We start from the raw sequence: 17,494 nt of genomic DNA, 5'->3' as shown, positions 1-17,494 counted from the left end.
CTAGTTTGCCATATCGGAGATGAACTTGATCCGCACCAAACGAATTTCGTCCTCTGAATATTCTCCAAGTTCTTTAATGGCTTCTTCGAGGTCATCCGATTCAGCTTCCTGAAAATATTGGAAAATATCATCCAAATGGTCTTCGTCAATTACTTCGCGAAGGAAATAGTCTATATTGATCTTCGTACCTGAATACACAATTGCTTCTACTTCGTTCAGCAATTCGGTAAAATCAATGCCTTTCGATTCTGCCAGGTCGTCCAACGCTACTTTACGGTCGATGGCCTGTACGATGGCTACTTTCAGTTTAGACTTGTTGGCTACAGTCCTTACCCGTAAATCTTCAGGTCTTTCTATTTCGTTTTCTTCAACGTGTTTCTTTATTATTTCAAGGAATTCGGTACCATACCGCTTAGCTTTACCAGCTCCTACACCCGGAATATTTTGCAATTCCTCCATTGTGATGGGATAAATGGTAGCCATAGCTTCTAACGACGGGTCCTGGAAAATTACATAAGGCGGAACATTATTATTCTTAGCCATCTTCTTACGTAGATCCTTCATGATAGAGAACAGGACAGGATCGACAGCCGAACCGCCACCGCCACCTTTTACTACTACATCATCTATATTATCATCATCGTCCAGATCTTCTTCATCTGCTGTCGTGATTTTAAATGATGACGGCTTCTTCAGGAAGTCTTTTCCTTTTTTGGTAACTTTCAGTAAGCCGTAATTCTCAATATCTTTATCAAAATAGCCGGCAATTAAAGCCTGCCGGATAACAGCATTCCAAGTTTCCTCATCGGAATCGTCGCCAGAACCGAATACATCCAGATCCTGATGCCCGTATGTTTCAATTTCGGAAGTCTCTTTACCTCTCAGAATATTGATAACATAATCTGTTTTAAATTTTTCTTTTAATGCAATTACAGCTTCTATAGCCGTCAATAATAAATCTTTAGCTTCCACTTGTTTTTTAGGATTTACACAATTGTCACAATTCCCACAATTTCTATTTTTATATTCTTCTCCAAAATAATGGAGTAGCACCTTTTTCCTGCACAATGCAGTCTCGGCGTATGCTGCTGTCTCCAAAAGGAGCTGCTTACCTATCTCTTGTTCGGCTACAGGTTTACCCTGCATAAATTTTTCCAGTTTCTGTAAGTCCTTGAAGGAGTAAAACGCGATGCATTTCCCTTCTCCGCCATCGCGGCCGGCACGCCCTGTCTCCTGATAATATCCTTCGAGACTTTTTGGCATATCGTAGTGAATCACATATCGTACGTCAGGCTTGTCTATCCCCATACCAAATGCAATAGTTGCCACTATTACATTTACCTGCTCCATCAGGAAGGCGTCCTGATTCGTGGAGCGTGTACCGGCATCCAGCCCGGCATGGTATGGCAACGCATTTATATTGTTAGTCTGCAATATTTCGGCAAACTCTTCTACTTTTTTCCGGCTCAGACAATATATAATACCGGATTTTGTTCCCTGAGATTTGATGTATTTTATAATATCCCTGTCTACGTTATTCGTCTTTGCTCGAACTTCATAATACAGGTTCTCGCGGTTGAATGACGCCTTGAAGACATCGGCTTCTACCATTCCCAGGTTTTTCTGTATATCCATCTGCACTTTGGGCGTTGCGGTTGCCGTAAGGGCGATGATAGGATGTTTACCTATTTCGCCTACAATAGGGCGTATACGCCTGTATTCAGGGCGGAAGTCGTGCCCCCATTCCGAGATACAGTGTGCTTCGTCTATTGCATAAAACGAAATCTTTATCTGGCGCAGGAATTCAATATTTTCCTCTTTTGTCAGGGATTCGGGAGCGACATACAGCAATTTTGTCTTGCCCGACAGTATATCACTCTTTACCTGTTCTATCGCGGCTTTGTTTAGCGACGAATTTATGAAATGTGCCACACCGTCATCTTCGCTAAAATTACGCATGGCATCCACCTGATTTTTCATCAGGGCAATGAGCGGTGAAATAATAACAGCCGTCCCTTCCATCAACAGTGCCGGAAGCTGATAGCAAAGTGACTTTCCTCCACCTGTCGGCATCAACACAAATGAGTCTCTCCCATCCAGCAGGTTTTGTATAATCGCTTTCTGGTTACCCTTGAAGTTGTCAAAGCCAAAATGCTTCTTCAAAGCACTCGTCAGTATATCTTCTTTCTTTGGCATATAAAAATAGGCTATTAATTATTACGAAGATAAATCCCCTAGTTTAATTCTCCAATATAAAATAGGCTATTTTTTGTCAAAAAAACAAACTTTATTGTGAATTTTTTAGTTTTATCATTTGCGAACTCTCCAGTTGCTCTACGGCATACTCTTTGGTGATGTGGAGTTCGGCTTGTTTGGTTGAAGGAATATTGAACATGGCATCCATCATTATAGTTTCTACGATGGATCTTAATCCTCTTGCTCCCAGCTTATATTCTATTGCTTTATCTACTATATATTCATATACATCCTCGTCAAAGGTAAGGGTTACCCCATCCATTTTGAACAGTTTGACATATTGTTTGATTATCGAGTTTTTCGGTTCGGCCAGGATCCTGCGCAAAGCACTTCTGTCCAGAGCATCCAGATAGGTCAGTATCGGCAGGCGGCCTATTATCTCAGGTATCAATCCATAAGACTTCAAATCCTGAGGGGCTACATATTGTAAGAGGTTTTCCCTGTCTACCCTGGCATTACTTTTAGAAGAGGCATAACCTACGACCATCGTGTTCAGCCGTTGGGCTATCTTACGTTCGATGCCATCAAACGCGCCACCGCATACAAACAGGATGTTTTTCGTATCCACGGCTATCATTTTCTGGTCGGGGTGCTTACGCCCTCCCTGAGGCGGCACATTGACAATGGAGCCTTCGAGCAGTTTCAGCAAGCCCTGCTGTACCCCTTCTCCGCTTACGTCGCGGGTTATAGAAGGATTATCGCTCTTGCGGGCAATCTTATCTATTTCATCTATAAATACAATACCTCTCTCTGCTGCTGCCACGTCATAATCCGAAGCCTGCAACAGGCGGGTCAATATGCTTTCTATATCCTCTCCCACATAGCCGGCTTCTGTCAATACGGTTGCATCAACAATGGCGAAAGGCACATGCAGCAGCTTGGCTATCGTACGGGCTAACAGCGTTTTGCCTGTACCGGTAGGCCCTACCAGAATGATGTTTGATTTTTCTATCTCTATATCATCATCCTTGCCTTGCAGTATGCGTTTGTAATGGTTATATACGGCCACAGCCAGATAACGTTTTGCGTTATCCTGACCTATAATATATCCGTCAAGGTATTCTTTTATTGTCTTAGGATCGGGTAACTGTGTTTTATCAATCCCGAGCGAAGATTTGCTCTTCGCTTCGAGACTTTCTTTTACTATCTGATATGCCTGTTCGGCACAACTATCGCAAATATCAGCCGACATACCGGAGATAAGCATATTTACTTCCTTATCACTCCGTCCGCAAAAACTGCAATAGCTGTTGGTATCTTTTTTCGCCATATATATTATTTCGGAATTTCAATATCCCAGGTTTCATGTTTCAAGATTAAAACAAAGCAATCTTGAGATTTTGAAACCTGAAATCTTAAAACCTCATTTATTTATTCTTCATCAATACATCATCCACCATACCATATTCTTTTGCTTCGGCGGAAGTCATCCAGTAATCACGGTCTGAGTCTTGTGCCACTTTGTCAAAAGGCTGCCCCGAATGGTCGGATATAATCGTGTAAAGTTCTTTTTTTACTTTTCCGATTTCACGGGCTGTGATTTCTATATCGGATGCTTGTCCCTGAGCTCCTCCCAGCGGCTGATGAATCATCACGCGCGAGTGTTTAAGGGCAAAGCGTTTTCCTTTCTCTCCTGCCACAAGCAATACGGCTGCCATAGACGCCGCTATACCTGTACAGATGGTAGATACATTACTGTTTATAAACTGCATGGTATCGTAAATACCATAACCGGCATATACCGACCCGCCGGGAGAGTTTATATATATGGATATATCTTTTCCCGAATCGGCAGAATCGAGATACAGCAATTGCGCCTGAATTACATTGGCTGTATAATCGTCAATCTGGGTTCCCAAGAAGATAATCCTGTCCATCATAAGACGGGAGAAAACATCCATTTGAGCCACGTTCAACTGGCGCTCTTCGATAATGGTAGGGGATATATAGCTGCTGGTTATATCTACATATTTATCCAGCGCCAATCCGTTTAAGCCTAGATGCTTAGTTGCATATTTTTTAAATTCGTTGTTCATAACATTCCTTTTTTTTTAATTCAATAATGTTTCCATTATCATAAAAGCAATTATCATGCCACTTGTACAGGCATAAAAAAGAGGCTAATGAATAAGCCTCTTTTGCCAAACAAAGTTATAAATAAAAAACTGAATAGGCGAAATAATATTTATATAAAAGAAACGGGTAGAAAGATTTTTATTTTTTCTACCCGTATTCATTTGATATATTTTTATTTACGCTTCTTTTTCTGCATCCGCGCCTTCTTCTTTTTCGAAGAATTTACGGAATTCATCCAAAGATATAGTTTTTTCTTCCACTCCCAGTTTTGTTTTCAGAGTGTCGATGATTTTGTTTTCCATCGCACGGTCGAACAGGTTACGCGCATTGTCCTTGTTCTTCAACATGTCATTTGCGTAGTTTTCAACCATCTCGTCAGGGAGGTTCATCATGCCATATTGTGCAAACTGTGCTCTTGCCGCCTGCATGGCAATGGTTTTCATATCATCGTTATCTATCTTGATCTCGTAGTCTTTTGCCAGTTGTTCTTTTATCAAATGGAATTTCAGGTCAGCCAGAATTTTCGGATAATCCTCTTCTACCGATTCTGCTGTGCGTTCTTCACCCGAAGCTACCAGCCATCTTTTAAGGAAAGCGTCGGGAAACTGCAAGTCTCCGGTTTTCTTTTCCAGTAATTCTTTTGCATCAAGCAGGAATTTATAATCGCTATCCGGTGCAAACTGGTCGGCAATAGTTTCTTTTACTTTTGCTTTGAAGTCTGCTTCTGTGGTTACTGTACCCGCGCCAAATATTTTATCGAATAATTCCTGATCTAACGCGGCTTCCTGATAGCGTGTAACTTCTGTTATCGCAAACTGAAACTCAGGAGCAATGGCTTCAACTGCGTTTTTATCGATATGGAGCATAGACGCTATTTCTGTCTCGTTACCGTCATAGGCTTTACCCGGATTGAATACGATTACATCGCCAGCCTTAGAGCCTACAAATTTAGCCTGCTCTGCCTCATCTTTCATATACGATGGCATTAGAATACCGGCTTCGACAAAGATTCCTCCCTCTTTTACTTTACCATCTTCAAGTTCTGAGATTGTACCCCTGATAAGGTCTGTTTCTTTAGCGTCTTCTTCTACCTTCTCATATTTGCCATAGTTGGCTGTGTAAGAAGCTATTTGCTTATCCACCATTTCTTCATCTACGGCGATAGCGTAATACGGCACTTTATCTTTTTTGGTCAATGACAATTTAATTTCCGGGGCTAGTGCCAGATCGAAAAAGAAATCATAATCTCCCTCAACAGAAAAATCGATTGGCTGTTGCTTTTCTTGGTTAGGAAGCGGCTCGCCCAATACGTTTAAATTATTTTCCTGAATATAGTTATATAGATTTTCTCCTACTATTTTGTTTATTTCTTCTGCCAATACAGATTTACCATACATTTTCTTCACCATACCCATAGGTACAGTTCCGGGACGGAATCCGGGGATATTTGCTTTCTTACGGAATGTTTTCAGCGCGTTATCAAGCTTTTCCTGATAGTCTGCTTTAGCTACAGTAATTTGCAGAATTGCATTAACGCTATCTACATTTGTCAGAGATACGTTCATCTTAACGAGTTTATTTAGTTATTGTTACAAATTTCAATCGAAATGCGAAAAGCTAATCACTAGCTCCACTTTTTTAGTGGTGCAAAAATAGTCTTATTATTGTAATATTCAAAGCGAAATAAAAAAGATTATCTGTTTAATTTATTAGAAACTGTTTGGATTATATCGAAAAAAGGCTAAATGAGTTATTTGTATTTCTTTGCCAGCCTCTGTTTGGCTCTTTCAAGCATCTTTTTCTATTGCTTTAGCGGGCTACCTGAGCTGAGTGAAATAAAAAATTAGCCGGAAACAAGCTAAAAATTTGAACGAATAAAATTTAAACAGACTCTAAGATACTTTCGATAATTCAGCAGGGTATGAACTATTTATTTATCTTTGCATGATATTTATTTAATACTCTTTTTTAATGAAAAAAATCACATTATTAGTTTTATTTGCTCTTGCTATTTTACTAGCATCCTGCAATGGTAATTCCTATACGATAGATGGGAAATTCTCGGATAACTCATTCGATGGCAAAACAGTATTTCTTCAAAAAATAGATAGTCTGGATTCTGAAACAATGACCGTCATAGACTCCGTTGCCGTAAAAGATGGTAAATTCATGCTGAAAGGTACTACTGATGAGCCTATCATGGGATTCATATCGGTAGGTAAGCTGGAAGATGCCGAACAGGGGACACCTGTGGGTACACTGATACTGGAACCGGGAAATATAAATATAACTTTCGACAAAACGAACATCACTCTTGGTGGAACTGCCAAAAATGATGAATTCAACAATATACACGCCGTGATGAACAAACTCACAAGCTTAATCTCCGGCATTACTCCGCAAGACGCTAACAATCCGGCCCTGAGAGTGCAGGTAGACAGCCTGCAAAACCAGTTGCAGACAGCGACCTTCAACTTTTCGAAGGAAAATATTACAAATAAAGCCGGAGAGTTCCTATTCTATTCTTCAGCTAAATCGTTCACCAAAGATCAGCTAAAAGAGCTGATTAACTCAAGCGACAGTACTTTCCGCAACAGAAACGAAATACAGGCGTTACTTAAAGAACTGGACAGGGTAAAGCCTGAAATAGGAAACCCATATAGCGACGCTCAGTTAATGAATAAGGAAGGCGCTCCTGTTTCTTTATCGGAATATGTAGGCAAAAACAAACTTGTATTGATCGACTTCTGGGCATCATGGTGCCAACCGTGTATAGCCGAGATGCCAAACCTGACAAAGACTTATGCCCAGTATAAGCCAAAAGGACTGGAAATCATCGGTGTATCAGTTGATGATGATAAAAACAAGTGGCTTGGCGCAGTACAAACTTATAAGATGAGTTGGGTACAGTTGGCTGATGTAACCACTATGGCATCCCAGTTGTATGGGGTACAGTCTATTCCTCATACTGTGCTGGTTGACGCAAATGGTACGGTAATAGCCAAAAACCTCAGAGGAAAAGAGTTGGATGATAAAATAGCCGAAATCTTGAAATAATTTTCTCACGATAAACAATAGGGGTTCATATTTGTTTTAACTTTTAAAGTGTACTTTACTTTAAATGCAATTTATAATTTAATATATTAACTACTATATTTTTACCGAAAATGAAGAAAATTATTTTATTCCTAATGGCAGTAGCGGTACTTGCTACTTCCTGCGGAGAAAAAGACGCTTTTACTATCAATGGTAAATTACCTGATGGCACATACAACGGACAACAGGTATATCTGAAAACATTAGATGAAAACTGGAAAGACTTAGTTGCCATCGACACCGTAAATGTGGTAGACGGCGAATTTGTATTCAAAGGTTTGTCTAAAGAAGGTGCTATCCTGCACTTTATTTCGTTAGACGATGCCCCTGACTATATGAGCAAACCTATACCAGTAGTGGTAGAGCCGGGACATATCGAAGTAAGCCTTGACAGTATTTCTACAGTAAAAGGTACCCCTTCTAACAATGCTTACCAGGCTTTTGCCGGCAAGACAAATGTAATAAACGCTGAAATAAAAGCCATAGCGCAGAAATCGAAACAAGATACAGCGAATGTAGCATTGCAGGCAGACCTGAAAAAACAATATAAGAATAAGAACAACCAGCTGACTAAAGAAACTTTTGACTTTATCAAAGGAAACATACAAAGCCAGATGGGTACGTACTTCCTGACAAAGAATTACTATCGTTTCTCGGCAGAACAACTTAAAGAACTGGTTCCGTCTATCAAACCGGAGTACAAATCAATAGCCAGGATACAGAAGATAGAAGCTGTGGCACAGGCTCTTAACGCTACATCGACAGGCAAAGTATTTATCGACATAAAAGGTAAAACACCTGAAGACAAAGACGCAGCCCTGGCTGATTATGCAGGAAAAGACAAGTATGTATTGGTTGACTTCTGGGCTTCGTGGTGCCCTCCATGCCGCGAGGAAATGCCAAAACTAGTAGAACTATATAAAGAATATAAGGACAAAGGGCTGGAAATTGTAGGTATCTCCCTTGATAAAACAAATGCAGACTGGGTAAACGGTATCAAAATACTGAACATCACATGGCCGCAAATATCAGACCTTAAATTCTGGGATAGCGAAGGCGCTGCCATCTACGGCATTTCTTCCATTCCTCATCTGATGTTGTTAGACAAAGATGGTAAGATTCTGGCTAGAGGTATTGACGCTGACGAAGCTAAAGCCAAAATAGCAGAACTATTGAAATAACGGATATATCCCTCTATAATGGATAGCCTGATTTTTAACAAATCAGGCTATTTTTGTTTATTTGTATTTTATCCAGCCGGAATTATACTTAACTTAGCCTGCCTGAATCTATAGATAGAAACATAAATATGGAAAAAGTAAACTTAACATTCTACACCGTAATCGGAGATTCTTCCCGCATTACAGAAATGCTGAAAGATAGTTTCAGCAATGTAACCAACAACATCATTGCAGATGGGTACAAGACGACCCTGATACTACAAGACGATAGCAAAATAGAACTCAATCTCTCGGACACGAAAGGTAACCCCGGCTTTATAGAAAGTCATATTCAGGGGATGGCCAACTACTTCTCGCAAGTAGAAACTGCCAATGGCGAATTAAAAAAGAATGTAGTAAGGCAGATACAGGTATTTAACTGCGTAATGGGTATTATTCTCGAAGTGGATGATAACAACGAGAGGACAAACTTTATACTTGGATGCTTCTACGATCTGGCCGCGAAACTGAACGGATTCCTGCTTTATCCGAATATGCATATATATAATGGTAAAGGAGAACTGGTATTTTCCATCAAGGGCGAATCGCAACTAGATTCTTTTATTCCGATAGCAAATTCAGACCTTCTCGATGCTGACAGGCCGAAAGACACGGAGGCTGATACAGAACGTAAGCAAAGAAGCATAAACACGCTCAAAGAACAGGATATACCCTATATCGAACATTTGATGGTGGCCGTAACCGAAAGTGAGGCAAAAATAAAAAAGCCCGCAGAAATACTGGAAAGGGCGATCGCATTATTCGCATTAGCGGTATATTCGGAAGTGATGTTGTCCGAAAACAGAGACCGCGAAAAGGCTCTATTCTATGTAGACAAGGTGGATGAACTATATGGGGTGAAGCAATTCTTTTCTCCTGACGAACAAGCTTATCTCGCCGATGAAAACGTAACGGAACATCAATGTGTGCAGTTTGTATGGCGTTACGAAGCCTTGGTTCCTCTGTTATGGTCGTTAGGGTTAATAGAGGAGCTATCGTACCCTTCGCAGATATGTGATGTTCCTGCCATAGCCTCCATATTCTGGAAAGGCATCTCGGCTGACGACCTTATGCAGCAGGCTTCCCCCCGTGCTGACAAAGATATATTGGATCAGGCAGACCTTATCCTGCGCTACGACTGGGCGTGTGTAGATGCCCGTGTAAAACAGCAGGAAATGCCGGGCGGACTGGATTCGGGCATTGTTATGGAACGGCATTACGCTTTTAACTGGCTGGCTGGGGCAAACGGTAATCCGGATTGGGATTACATACAGACTAATACATAAATTTATAAAAAAAGAGGCTGTATAAAAGTAACATCCACTATCCGTGGTGCTATTACTTTTATACAGCCCTTTATATTGTCGGCGAAACTGTTACTTCCGCTTTATATCCTTTATTTCGGCCTCAATCTCATCCCACTTACTGTCGTCTACTTTAGCCCCTAGCCGCTGTATGACATGGGCTGCGAGCAAAGTACCTATCTGCCCGCTGACAGACAACGAACAGTTGTGTATCAACCCATAGATAAATCCTGCAGCATACAAGTCGCCTGCTCCTGTAGTGTCAACACATTGTACCTTATAAGCCGGCACAAATATCTTTTCATCCCCTTGTTGTATCCACGAGCCTTTTTCGCCTACCTTCACTATAGCTATCTCTACTTGCTTAGCCAATACCGATACGGCTTCTTCCGCATCTAAATCCAACAAAGCCTTCGCTTCTTCTTCGTTGGCAAAAACAATACTTGCATACTGAGGGATTATTTCGAGTAGGAATTCACGGTTTTCTTCCACTACATTGTAGCTGGCAAGGTCGAGCATAACCTTTGCTCCCGCTTCTTTAGCCAACTCGATAGCCTTGCGTATCAATGCATGGCTCTGTACCAGGTAGCCTTCAATATAGAAGTACTTATAACCCCTGAAATCCTCCTTTAGTAGTTCTTCTGCTTTCAGCAATGCCGCCGCTCCCAGGAATGTACCAAAAGTACGTTCCCCGTCTTTGGAGATAAAGGCTGATGCAACGCCGGATACCTCATTTACTTCCGTGAGGTGCGATCTTACATTATATTTTTTCAGGTCGTTTTTGAAATATTCACCGAAGGAGTCTTTTCCAATACGCCCGATAAACCCGGCATCGATGCCCAGACGCGTTAAACCTATAATAGTATTCGAAGCTGAGCCGCCCGATACAATGCTTTTATTTAATTTCTCAAATTCTTTCGACAAGGTTTTAAATTTATCCTCATCTATCAATTGCATGCTACCTTTCGGAAGTTCAAGCAGTTCGAGCATCTTATCATCTTCGATTATAGCTAAAACATCCACAAGGGCGTTACCCATTCCCAATACTTTTCCCATTCTTTAATTTATTTTTTTTACAAAGATATTGCATAATTCAGAAATAAGGCCTATTTTTGCGTCACTTTTGAGAGAAATAATACTCTTCCTTAGCTCAGTCGGTTAGAGCATCTGACTGTTAATCAGAGGGTCCTTGGTTCAAGTCCAAGAGGAAGAGCAGATTAAGTTCCAATTTCACTCGAAAGTACATTCTTCCTTAGCTCAGTCGGTTAGAGCATCTGACTGTTAATCAGAGGGTCCTTGGTTCAAGTCCAAGAGGAAGAGCAAAATATCAGGCACTTACAAATAATTGTAGGTGCCTGTTTCTTTTTGGTGCGCACGGATTCCGGCTCAGCGGATTTTTAAAACATACCTTAGCCATATAAAAATAATTGAGTAACTTCGCAGATATAATAAAAGTGTTATGTCTCAAAAAATAAAAAACATTCTTTTCGACATGGGGGGAGTTATTATCACCCTCAACAAACAAGAAGCTTTGGACCGCTTCACGGCAATCGGATTCCCCAATATAGAGGATTATCTCGGTGAATTCCGTCAGAAAGGCATTTTCCTTGAATATGAAGAAGGTAAGATCAGCCCCGAAAATTTCTATAAAGAATTCCGCAGGCTCTCGGGCGATGAAAATATCCCTGCCGAAGCCATAGACAATGGCTGGCTTGGTTTTCTCGCCGATATACCTCCATACAAATTGGAATTGCTGAAAGAACTCCGCAAAAAATATAATGTATACCTGATAAGCAATACAAACCCATCCGTATTTAAATGGGCGTCAAGTAGTGATTTTTCTCCCGAAGGATTACCCATACAGGCCTTTTTCGACAAATGCTACCTGTCGTTCGAAATCGGATACGCCAAACCCGACAAAGAAATATTCGACTTTATCATAGCCGATTCGGGCATGGTTCCTTCCCAGACACTTTTCCTTGACGATGGAAAGGCTAATATAGATATAGCGAACGAATTTGGCTTTGAATCTTATCTGGTCGATCAAACAGAAGACCTGAGAAAAGTGTTTACTGACAGAGGGCTTTTGTAATATGCAAATTAGCTAATGGCCAACGGCGTAAAACGATAAAAGTTTTAAGTAAAGAGTTTCAATCTTGAAACATAAAATCTTGAAATTACAATATTATGCAATTAATTGACAGGGAACATAAGTTAGAACATCTGCCCTTAGTAGCTACTATCGGTTTTTTCGATGGTGTCCACATCGGGCATCGTTACCTGATAGACCAGGTAAAGGAAGAAGCGGCAAAACGGGGATTACCATCTGCTGTCATTACATTCCCTGTGCACCCCAGAAAGGTTTTACAGAAAGACTATCAGCCGGCATTGCTATGTGGCTATGATGAAAAGATAGAACGGCTGGCCTCTACCGGAGTAGATTATTGTGTAAGCCTCGATTTCACGGTGGAAATATCCGAACTGTCCGCACGCAGGTTTATGCAGGATATATTAAAAGACAAGTTTTCGGTTAACACATTGGTTATCGGATACGACCACCGTTTCGGACATAACCGTGAAGACGGTTTTAGCGACTACCACAGATATGGTAAAGAGATAGGCATGGACGTGATCGAAGCTAAGGTTTATCCCGGTTTCGACCATGTGAGCTCGTCCCGCATACGCAGGCTGTTGGGCGAAGGCTATGTCCGCAAAGCCGCCAAACTGTTGTCATATAACTATACCATATCGGGAAAGATTGTCGAAGGATTCAAGGTAGGAAGAACTATAGGTTTCCCTACGGCAAACATACAGGTATGGGAGACATACAAGGTTATTCCCGCGTTTGGCGTATATGCTGTATATGTACATGTGGATGATAAAAAGTATGAAGGTATGCTGTATATAGGAAAACGCCCCACTCTCCATAATGGAGATAATATAAGTGTGGAAGTAAACCTCTTCAACTTTGACGGGGACTTGTATAATAAAAGCCTGACTACCGAATTTCTCGACTTTGTACGGCCTGATGAGAAGTTTTCGGATATCGATACGTTAAAGCGGCAAATCGGAAGCGATAAGGAAACAGTGATGAAAGTAATCAGCAATTATAAAAAGCTGAATCCATAATGCTTATTTTCATTGGCTTTTAGCCATAAAAGCTTAAAATATGGTATGTAACAAAAAAATAACCAGTTAAAATACTAAATAACTGATTTTTATTTTTACATTTGCTGAGCATTAGAGTTCTTAACAGTATAGTTTAAATTTTTCTTCTCAAGTCATTTTCCCTTCTTGGTAACCTTTCTTGTTTAGTTTCTTTTAGCTTTCTTTATTATTTACTTCTTCTGCAAAGTATTTAATTATTAAATTTTTATTTTTTTACAATGAACATTTTTATTGCAGGGTTGAGCTACAGCATCAACGACAATGATTTGAAGGACTTATTCAGCGAATATGGTGAAATTTCCTCAGCAAAAGTTATTATGGACAGAGCTACTGGCCGTTCAAAAGGTTATGGTTTTGTTGAACTTGAAGACAATGCAGCCGGACAAAAAGCTATTGAAGAACTAAATGGAGCTGAATATGACGGAAGAACTATCTCCGTATCAGAAGCTCGTCCTCGTACAGAAGGTGGAGACCGTCCACGTAGAAACTTCGACAACAACAGAGGTGGAAACGGTGGTTTCAGAAGACGCGAATATTAATCGTTTTTTAGATAAATAATAAAAAGGGTTGCCAGATTGGTAACCCTTTTTATTTCCCCCATTGCTTTAAGTATCTGCATACGATACATCTATATAAAACAATAAATAGTGCGAATCAAGGGTTAAATGTGCTATTTTTTGTCCCTTTAGGGACTGAATGTTGGTAGAAAGAAGCTTTAACCGGTTAATTGCGTGCCGTCAGGTACGCAATATCTACAGAACAATTCACATTTTGTACCTGACGGCACAAAAAAACGAATTTCATTCATGTTTCTACCAATATGATGTGCCTAACGGCACATTTAACCCTTGATTAGCATAAATATTATTTATCAGTAAGGCATCCACAATCATAACCCTGAACTTTATTACATTGGATATTCTTTTAATATCTTTGCAACAGAATTTAAATAGAGATGCTAGAGTATAAAGAAACAACAGAAAATGCAAAAATACCGGCCCTGCGCTTCGCTGACCTGATTTTAGATATAGGAACATATCTGCTTGCATCCGGAGCACATTGCGGGCGGCTGAACAGTAATCTGGGGCGGCTGGCGTCAACATGGGAGTTCGATATAAACATGAGCCCTACATTCAAAGGATTACTGGTTACGGTAAAGGATCTCAACGACCCTACCAATTCTGTGACACGCTTCAAGAATTCGCCTGCGCATAACGTTCATCTGGCTGTATTGACAGAAGTATCTCACCTCTCGTGGAAGGTACAGGAAGAAAAGCTATCTATTACCGAGGTTGAAAAGGAATTCAATATCATAAAGTCAAAGCCAAATTATAAAGATATATATGTTGCAATCGCGGTCGGATTCTCATGTGCCGGATTATGCCTCTTCTCTTTTGGCGATACGATGAATGCTGTTGTCGCATTCTTCGCCGCATTTATCGGCTACATGGTACGTGTAGGCCTTGCCAGGAAGAATTTCAACCCGATGATATGTATTTCCATAGCTGCTTTTATTACAACCCTTATTACAGGCTTTGGCAGACTGTACGGAATCGGCTCACACCCCGAAGCCGCGATGGCTACGGGCGTATTATATCTCATACCGGGAGTACCTCTTATAAATTGCGTGATAGACCTTATCGAAGGCTACCTGTCATCAGCTATCAACAGGGCATTATTCGGAGGCTTCATCTTATTATGTATAGCCGCCGGAATGACTTTATGCATCACGTTAATGGGCATCAGTAACTTTTAAAGAGTAACGAGAATGGAAGAATTGACTCTACTAAATATACTTCGCGATTTTGGCATTGCCTTTATAGTCGGGTTTTGCTGGGCGATATTATTCGGTTCGCCTAAACGCCTGTTATGGGTTGCCGGACTACTTGGAGGAATGGGGCATTGTATCCGCTTCATCTTAGTACAGCTCGATTCCGGTCTGATAACAGCCACATTAGCCGGATCGGTATTGATAGGGCTGGTTGGTATCTTCGCGGCTCATAAGGTAGACAGTCCGCCTGTAGTATTTACCATGCCTGCATGTATAACGATGATACCGGGTATGTTTGCCTATAAAACGATGCTTGCCGGAATCAAAGTGACCGACCTTCCTACGGTAGAACAGAATCCGCATATACTAATCGAAATGTCACACAACCTGATGCTGACAATGTCTTTATTATTTACCTTAGCCATAGGTATTTGTATAAGCGCCCTGCTTTTCCGTAAATCCAGTGTAAAGAACATATCGTTCAAAGATATAATAGGAAAAGGCTGATAAATCAGTTAGCAGTTAATAGTTAACAGTTAGCGATTAATAATCAACAACTTATAACCCGTAACTAAAATGTACTTTTCCTGGGCTTTGCCCACTCCTCCCTTTAGGGGTGGTCGGGAGGGGTGTTATAACTCATTTTCCTCTTCTGCCTCATCTTTACTATCCACCTCGCAATAAGGAATACGACTATCTGCGTAAAGATGATAAATACCCCGGAAGGCACATCCAATACTGCAGACAGGAACAATCCTACCACACATCCTAAAAATCCGATAAGGATAGAAAGCAACACCATCTTGGTAAAGTTAGATGTAAACAGATTAGCGGTCATTTGAGGAACGGTAAGTATCGACATCAATAAGACAATACCTACTAAACGGATAGATAATACGATAGTAATGGCTATCCCCATCATCATAGCATACTTAATCAGATTGACAGGAAGATTGCGTGTCTTCGCAAAATCGGGATCGAAAGCTGCAAAAAGTATCTGACGCCCAAAAAGCAGGAAAACCACGATAAGGACTAATGATAAGACAGCCAGATAGGTTATGTCGGGTCTAGTGATAGTCAGTATATTACCAAAGAGATAATCGGACAGATTTGGGGCAAAACCGGGCTTCAGATAAATAAAGATAATGCCTACAGCCATACCCAGCGACCAGAATGAACCGATAGCGGAGTCTTCCCTTACCCCTTGTCGTGACGAAAGCCACTCGATACCAAAAGCCGAAAGGATAGAAAAGACCATAGCGGCAAAAATAGGATTCCAGCCAAAATAAAAACCCATTCCTATCCCTCCTAACGAGGCATGCGTAATTCCCCCGCTGATAAATACTAACCGGCGGATGACCACGTATGAGCCTATTATCCCACAAGCGATGCTCGCAAATAAGCTACCCAGCAGTGCATTCTGAAAGAAAGTATAGGATAAAAGATCAAAAAACTCCATATTATAATAATATCTTCTTTATCTGTTCATTTATATCACTTATTCTCAATACCATTAACGAGTTATCATCCACATCGGTAGGAACGGCTTTAAATGGCGATATCAGATAATCCTTTGTCTTATGGAAATAAGATAAATTGGTGGTCTCCCCCTCATCATTTTTCAGAGTAGGCCAATAATAAGGAACCGGTTTCGGTTCATGCCCTTCTACAATAAGGCTCGCTTCCACCTCCATTTTATCCGTATCGAGTATATAGTAAAGGTTTTCGCCTATTTCTGCAACAGCATATCTATTATCGATAAAGAAACTGCCATAACCTAGCTGGCACTCTTCATCTTCTATCTGTTCCTCATCCAATTCATATTCCCTCAGCAGCTCCAAAGACGGATAAGAGTAACAACTAATACGGTCTAAATTATAAGCAGACACAGAGAGAAACTTAGAATTATCATCAGAGAAACCCATCCCTGCGATATCTTCCAAATCTTCCTTTCGCCTACATATTATTTTACCATCATTATTAGTTAAGAAGTATGTCATCATACCATCCTGTCCGGCGAGAAACATCATACACACCATATCTGGTTGGGGCAAAGCGGAAAACTCAACAGCGCTCTTGAATAATTCATCTTCCAGAATAATACTGTCCGTTTCTATATTATCCACAACAAGGCATATCTTTTTATGTTCATTATCCACATATTTAGCCGTCCATGCTACATTATTGCTCTCTGAGGCATAAGCCGCTTCAACCTTCTCGCTGATAGAACAGACGATTTTACCTGAAAAATCGTATACCCTGAACTCATATTCCCCACCTATACAAAAGACGTCCTCAAATCCGTGGAGAGTAAAGACTTCTATGCTGTCTTCCTTCTTCTTCAAGACTTCCGAGCAGTCGATTACGTTCTTTATATTAAAGTCGGCGTCCATTAATGTTACAATACCATTTCTGGAACAACTGGCATATAAATCGCCCCTTGACCTGAAAAAGTATATACGGTGCGACAACTTTACTGTTTTGTACGGAGAAACCTGAATATCCTTCATAAAAATAATTTTAACTAAAAAGTGACAAAAGTGACAACGATCAGCTATTTTTAATTTATCCTAATCTGTTACTTTTTCTTCCTATCAGCATTT

At 40.6% G+C, this 17,494-nt stretch carries 15 protein-coding genes and 2 tRNA genes; 10 read left to right on the top strand and 7 right to left on the bottom strand.

Annotated elements, in window-relative coordinates:
- The 4 genes from recQ to tig all read right to left on the bottom strand — a co-directional run bounded on the left by recQ (position 1) and on the right by tig (position 5,897).
- Entirely contained in the window at positions 1-2,196 is a 2,196-nt protein-coding gene (gene recQ / locus D0T84_RS04340; protein ID WP_163306391.1) for a DNA helicase RecQ, read from the bottom strand.
- 91 nt (positions 2,197-2,287) lie between these two features.
- Positions 2,288-3,526, bottom strand: coding sequence for an ATP-dependent Clp protease ATP-binding subunit ClpX (gene clpX, locus D0T84_RS04335; protein WP_163306389.1), 1,239 nt, complete (start codon positions 3,524-3,526; stop codon positions 2,288-2,290).
- A 97-nt stretch (positions 3,527-3,623) separates the two neighbouring features.
- A complete protein-coding gene (gene clpP / locus D0T84_RS04330) occupies positions 3,624-4,292 on the bottom strand; it encodes an ATP-dependent Clp endopeptidase proteolytic subunit ClpP (RefSeq protein WP_163306387.1) in 669 nt (222 codons plus the stop codon).
- A 216-nt stretch (positions 4,293-4,508) separates the two neighbouring features.
- Positions 4,509-5,897: a trigger factor gene (tig, locus tag D0T84_RS04325; protein ID WP_163306385.1), complete on the bottom strand. Its 1,389-nt coding sequence runs from the start codon at positions 5,895-5,897 to the stop codon at positions 4,509-4,511.
- A gap of 406 nt (positions 5,898-6,303) precedes the next feature.
- On the opposite strand from tig, the gene D0T84_RS04320 reads away from it, so the two are divergent.
- From D0T84_RS04320 to D0T84_RS04310, 3 genes are all read left to right on the top strand, one after another.
- Entirely contained in the window at positions 6,304-7,389 is a 1,086-nt protein-coding gene (locus D0T84_RS04320; RefSeq protein ID WP_163306383.1) for a TlpA disulfide reductase family protein, read from the top strand.
- A 110-nt stretch (positions 7,390-7,499) separates the two neighbouring features.
- Positions 7,500-8,609: a thioredoxin-like domain-containing protein gene (locus tag D0T84_RS04315; protein ID WP_163306381.1), complete on the top strand. Its 1,110-nt coding sequence runs from the start codon at positions 7,500-7,502 to the stop codon at positions 8,607-8,609.
- 128 nt (positions 8,610-8,737) lie between these two features.
- A complete protein-coding gene (locus D0T84_RS04310) occupies positions 8,738-9,934 on the top strand; it encodes a DUF4272 domain-containing protein (RefSeq protein ID WP_163306379.1) in 1,197 nt (398 codons plus the stop codon).
- A gap of 90 nt (positions 9,935-10,024) precedes the next feature.
- Here D0T84_RS04310 and D0T84_RS04305 read toward each other — a convergent pair whose 3' ends face one another.
- Positions 10,025-11,008 carry an adenosine kinase gene (locus tag D0T84_RS04305; RefSeq protein WP_163306377.1) on the bottom strand — a complete coding sequence of 328 codons (984 nt, stop codon included), beginning with the start codon at positions 11,006-11,008 and terminating at the stop codon, positions 10,025-10,027.
- Between the two features lie 83 nt (positions 11,009-11,091).
- Here D0T84_RS04305 and D0T84_RS04300 point away from each other — a divergent pair.
- From D0T84_RS04300 to D0T84_RS04270, 7 genes are all read left to right on the top strand, one after another.
- Positions 11,092-11,165, top strand: a tRNA-Asn gene (locus tag D0T84_RS04300).
- 33 nt (positions 11,166-11,198) lie between these two features.
- A tRNA-Asn gene (locus D0T84_RS04295) sits at positions 11,199-11,272 on the top strand.
- A 139-nt stretch (positions 11,273-11,411) separates the two neighbouring features.
- Positions 11,412-12,044, top strand: a complete 633-nt coding sequence (locus D0T84_RS04290; protein WP_163306375.1) for an HAD family phosphatase — start codon at positions 11,412-11,414, stop codon at positions 12,042-12,044.
- Positions 12,045-12,139: 95 nt separating this feature from the next.
- Positions 12,140-13,081, top strand: coding sequence for a riboflavin biosynthesis protein RibF (ribF, locus tag D0T84_RS04285; protein WP_163306373.1), 942 nt, complete (start codon positions 12,140-12,142; stop codon positions 13,079-13,081).
- A gap of 257 nt (positions 13,082-13,338) precedes the next feature.
- The gene (locus D0T84_RS04280) at positions 13,339-13,659 is read left to right on the top strand and encodes an RNA-binding protein (protein ID WP_163306371.1); all 321 of its coding nucleotides are present in this window, start codon (positions 13,339-13,341) and stop codon (positions 13,657-13,659) included.
- Between the two features lie 416 nt (positions 13,660-14,075).
- Entirely contained in the window at positions 14,076-14,876 is an 801-nt protein-coding gene (locus tag D0T84_RS04275) for a threonine/serine exporter ThrE family protein (RefSeq protein ID WP_163306370.1), read from the top strand.
- Positions 14,877-14,888: 12 nt separating this feature from the next.
- On the top strand, positions 14,889-15,398 hold the full coding sequence (locus tag D0T84_RS04270) for a threonine/serine exporter family protein (protein WP_163306368.1): 510 nt from the start codon (positions 14,889-14,891) through the stop codon (positions 15,396-15,398).
- Between the two features lie 103 nt (positions 15,399-15,501).
- Here the strand turns inward: D0T84_RS04270 and D0T84_RS04265 are convergent, their stop codons facing one another.
- Both D0T84_RS04265 and D0T84_RS04260 read right to left on the bottom strand, forming a co-directional pair.
- Complete coding sequence (locus tag D0T84_RS04265) at positions 15,502-16,350, bottom strand: metal ABC transporter permease (protein ID WP_163306366.1); 849 nt, start codon at positions 16,348-16,350, stop codon at positions 15,502-15,504.
- Position 16,351: 1 nt separating this feature from the next.
- On the bottom strand, positions 16,352-17,401 hold the full coding sequence (locus tag D0T84_RS04260; protein WP_163306364.1) for a hypothetical protein: 1,050 nt from the start codon (positions 17,399-17,401) through the stop codon (positions 16,352-16,354).
- Between the last annotated feature and the right edge of the window lie 93 nt (positions 17,402-17,494).

Origin of the sequence: Dysgonomonas sp. 521, from assembly GCF_010501055.1 — a bacterium.
Taxonomy (GTDB): domain Bacteria; phylum Bacteroidota; class Bacteroidia; order Bacteroidales; family Dysgonomonadaceae; genus Dysgonomonas.
This window is presented reverse-complemented; position numbering and strand designations above follow the sequence as displayed.

Excerpts from the sequence above, each read along its gene's own strand:
- recQ (WP_163306391.1), bottom strand. The coding sequence starts at position 2,196 with ATGCCAAAGAAAGAAGATATACTGACGAGTGCTTTGAAGAAGCATTTT.
- clpX (WP_163306389.1), bottom strand. The coding sequence starts at position 3,526 with ATGGCGAAAAAAGATACCAACAGCTATTGCAGTTTTTGCGGACGGAGT.
- clpP (WP_163306387.1), bottom strand. The coding sequence starts at position 4,292 with ATGAACAACGAATTTAAAAAATATGCAACTAAGCATCTAGGCTTAAAC.
- tig (WP_163306385.1), bottom strand. The coding sequence starts at position 5,897 with ATGAACGTATCTCTGACAAATGTAGATAGCGTTAATGCAATTCTGCAA.
- D0T84_RS04320 (WP_163306383.1), top strand. The coding sequence starts at position 6,304 with ATGAAAAAAATCACATTATTAGTTTTATTTGCTCTTGCTATTTTACTA.
- D0T84_RS04315 (WP_163306381.1), top strand. The coding sequence starts at position 7,500 with ATGAAGAAAATTATTTTATTCCTAATGGCAGTAGCGGTACTTGCTACT.
- D0T84_RS04310 (WP_163306379.1), top strand. The coding sequence starts at position 8,738 with ATGGAAAAAGTAAACTTAACATTCTACACCGTAATCGGAGATTCTTCC.
- D0T84_RS04305 (WP_163306377.1), bottom strand. The coding sequence starts at position 11,008 with ATGGGAAAAGTATTGGGAATGGGTAACGCCCTTGTGGATGTTTTAGCT.
- D0T84_RS04290 (WP_163306375.1), top strand. The coding sequence starts at position 11,412 with ATGTCTCAAAAAATAAAAAACATTCTTTTCGACATGGGGGGAGTTATT.
- ribF (WP_163306373.1), top strand. The coding sequence starts at position 12,140 with ATGCAATTAATTGACAGGGAACATAAGTTAGAACATCTGCCCTTAGTA.
- D0T84_RS04280 (WP_163306371.1), top strand. The coding sequence starts at position 13,339 with ATGAACATTTTTATTGCAGGGTTGAGCTACAGCATCAACGACAATGAT.
- D0T84_RS04275 (WP_163306370.1), top strand. The coding sequence starts at position 14,076 with ATGCTAGAGTATAAAGAAACAACAGAAAATGCAAAAATACCGGCCCTG.
- D0T84_RS04270 (WP_163306368.1), top strand. The coding sequence starts at position 14,889 with ATGGAAGAATTGACTCTACTAAATATACTTCGCGATTTTGGCATTGCC.
- D0T84_RS04265 (WP_163306366.1), bottom strand. The coding sequence starts at position 16,350 with ATGGAGTTTTTTGATCTTTTATCCTATACTTTCTTTCAGAATGCACTG.
- D0T84_RS04260 (WP_163306364.1), bottom strand. The coding sequence starts at position 17,401 with ATGAAGGATATTCAGGTTTCTCCGTACAAAACAGTAAAGTTGTCGCAC.